This window comes from Sphaerisporangium aureirubrum, assembly GCF_042658925.1.
Classification (GTDB): domain Bacteria; phylum Actinomycetota; class Actinomycetes; order Streptosporangiales; family Streptosporangiaceae; genus Sphaerisporangium; species Sphaerisporangium aureirubrum.
This window is the reverse complement of sequence record NZ_JBHSRF010000173.1, coordinates 1-2,325: the sequence shown is the minus strand read 5'-3', so window position 1 is coordinate 2,325 and position 2,325 is coordinate 1. Positions and strand designations below refer to the sequence as shown.

Annotated in this window: 4 protein-coding genes; 3 read left to right on the top strand and 1 reads right to left on the bottom strand. The window is 68.5% G+C overall.

The window, feature by feature from the left end; translation table 11 throughout:
- Positions 1-619, top strand: a 619-nt coding sequence (locus ACFP1K_RS40985) for a tyrosine-type recombinase/integrase (protein ID WP_380763990.1), incomplete at its 5' end; no start/stop codon positions are given.
- A gap of 14 nt (positions 620-633) precedes the next feature.
- Here the strand turns inward: ACFP1K_RS40985 and ACFP1K_RS40980 are convergent.
- Positions 634-1,206, bottom strand: a complete 573-nt coding sequence (locus tag ACFP1K_RS40980; protein WP_380763988.1) for a hypothetical protein — start codon at positions 1,204-1,206, stop codon at positions 634-636.
- A 101-nt stretch (positions 1,207-1,307) separates the two neighbouring features.
- Here ACFP1K_RS40980 and ACFP1K_RS40975 point away from each other — a divergent pair, with 101 nt between their 5' ends.
- Complete coding sequence (locus ACFP1K_RS40975) at positions 1,308-2,108, top strand: phosphotransferase (RefSeq protein ID WP_380763986.1); 801 nt, start codon at positions 1,308-1,310, stop codon at positions 2,106-2,108.
- A gap of 23 nt (positions 2,109-2,131) precedes the next feature.
- The coding region (locus ACFP1K_RS40970) for a cobalamin biosynthesis protein (RefSeq protein ID WP_380763984.1) at positions 2,132-2,325 on the top strand (194 nt) is incomplete at its 3' end.

Sequence of the window (2,325 nt, the reverse complement as noted above, 5' to 3'; positions counted from 1 at the left end):
GTTGGGGGATGCGGAGCTTCGAGCGCTGCTGGAGGTGTGTTCGGGGGGGTCTTGGGTGGATCGGCGGGATACAGCGATCGTGCGGATCCTCATGGACAACGGTATGCGGGTGTCTGGGCTGGCGGGGTTGCGGTATCGGCCGGATGACGACGCCGAGAACGATGTGTGGCTGGGGCGGTACACGTTGCGGATCAGCAGGGGGGCGGGGGAGGAGGCGCATCTGGCGCCTATCGGGGTTGAGGCCGTCGCGGCGATCGATCGGTATCTGCGGGCGCGGGCGCGGCATCCGCATGCGAGTTCGCCGTGGTTGTGGCTGCCGATGCGGGGGGTTACGGCGCGGGGTGGGGAGCGGCGGCTCACGGCGTCGGGGATTCAGCAGATTCTGGAGCGGCGGGGGCGGGAGGCCGGGATTCCGGGGCGGCTGCATCCGCATCGGTTCCGGTACACGGTGGCGGAGGATCATCTGGCGGCGGGTGGGGATCCGCTGGAGCTGATGCGTATCACCGGGTGGAGGTCTACGGAGATGGTGCGCCGGTACGTGCAGGCTCGGGGTGGGGAGGGGGCTTCTGGTGATCCGGACGGGGGTGTTTCTGAGCGTCGCCGGGCCTTGGGGTCGTGAAGTGCCACCGGTGGTCAGTCGTCGGTCAGGTAGATCGTGAGGGCGACTCTGTTGGCGTGGTCGCCGGCGTCGGTGAAGGCTTGGGAGGAGTCGTGGCGGGGGGTGGCGCGCCAGCCGCAGTCGCATGCAGCGACGTAGGTGCCGGTTCGGCCTGATTCCTGTACGTAGCCGCGGTGGCCTCGGCCGCGGGCGTGTCTGCTGAACAGGGAGATTCCGCCGATCAGCATCACGAGGGAGCTGCCGATCAGGACGGCGGTGAGGGCGCCGAGCCATTCGGCTTGGCCCGGTTCCCAGAGGGGGATGAGGCCGTCGTGGCGGGCCCGTGCTCCGATGATCACGACCGTGGTCACGACCAGCAGTGCCAGGACGGCCCAGGCCGCGCGGCGGGCCTTGCGGTTCAGCATCAGGAGGATCGGGATGATGAGGGCGATCGCGCCGATGCCTGCGCCTGGGAGCATTCGTGGCCAGTATTCGCTCCGGCCTAGTTCCTCGGCGACGAGCACGAAGGGGAGGGCTCCGACGATCAGTCCAGCGGCGATCAGGCCGAGCGCGGGGTAGCGGTCGGCGAACCTCTCGAATGCCCGCATAAGAAGGGCAACGCATTTGAGTGGCCGCTCGTTCCTCGGAATGCGCGGGTGGGCACGATGGGACACGTGATCTTGGTGGGGCGTGGCTAAGCTTAGGTCGCATGTTGTCGCGTACGGCCGGTCTGGAGATCGCACTGCCCGGTGGTGATGTGACGGAAGGGGTCGTCCGGGTCGGGGACACCGTGCGGCGGACCATGGGGCGGTCGGCGCCGGCGGTGCACGCGTTGCTGCGGCATCTGGAGTCGGTGGGGTTCGAGGGGGCGCCTCGGGTGCTCGGGGTGGATGAGCAGGGGCGGGAGATGTTGTCGTACCTGCCGGGGGAGACTGCCGTCCGTCCGTTGCCTGCTTATGCGGTGCGGGATGACGTGCTGGGGGAGTTGGCGGGGCTGGTGCGGCGGTTTCATGACGCGGTGGGTACGTTCCGGGCGCCGGTGGGGGCTGTGTGGGTGGGTGGGTCGTCGGATGATGAGGGGCCTGAGTTGGTCGGGCATTGCGATATCACCCCGGAGAACGTGATATTTCGGGATGGGCGGCCGTGGGGGCTGATCGACTTCGACATGGCGCGGCCGACCACGCGGCTGTTCGACATCGCTACGACGGTGCGGCATTGGGCGCCGATCGCGGATCCGATGGATCGGGATCCTCGGCAGCGATGTCTTGATGTCGGGGGGCGGTTGCGGCTGTTCTGTGACGCCTACGGGCTGGGGGCCAAGGAGCGGCGGCGGCTGCTGGACGTCTCCCGGTTGCGGTTCGGGCGGTCGTATGCCGCGATGAAGGCTCGGGCTGACAGCGAGGGTGGGGGATGGGCGCGGATGTGGGAGGACGGGGCGGGGGATCGGATTCGGCGGGCTGCGGCGTGGCTTGATGCGAACTGGGACGAGCTGGCGTTCTGCCTGCGCTAGTAGCGTTCGTCCGGGATTCGGCTGTGATCGTGATCGGGGAGGGTGTTGTGCGGGGGCTTGGGATTTTGCTGGGTTTCGTTGCCGATGCTGTTTTTGGGGATCCGGGGAATCGGGTGCATCCGGTGGCGGTGTTCGGGCGGTGGGCGGGGCGGGTGGAGAGGCGGTTGTACGGGCGGTCGCGGGCGTGGGGGGTTGTGCATGTGGTGGTGTGTGTGGG

Coding starts and splice junctions, on each gene's coding strand:
- ACFP1K_RS40980 (WP_380763988.1), bottom strand. CDS start 1,206: ATGCGGGCATTCGAGAGGTTCGCCGACCGCTACCCCGCGCTCGGCCTG.
- ACFP1K_RS40975 (WP_380763986.1), top strand. CDS start 1,308: ATGTTGTCGCGTACGGCCGGTCTGGAGATCGCACTGCCCGGTGGTGAT.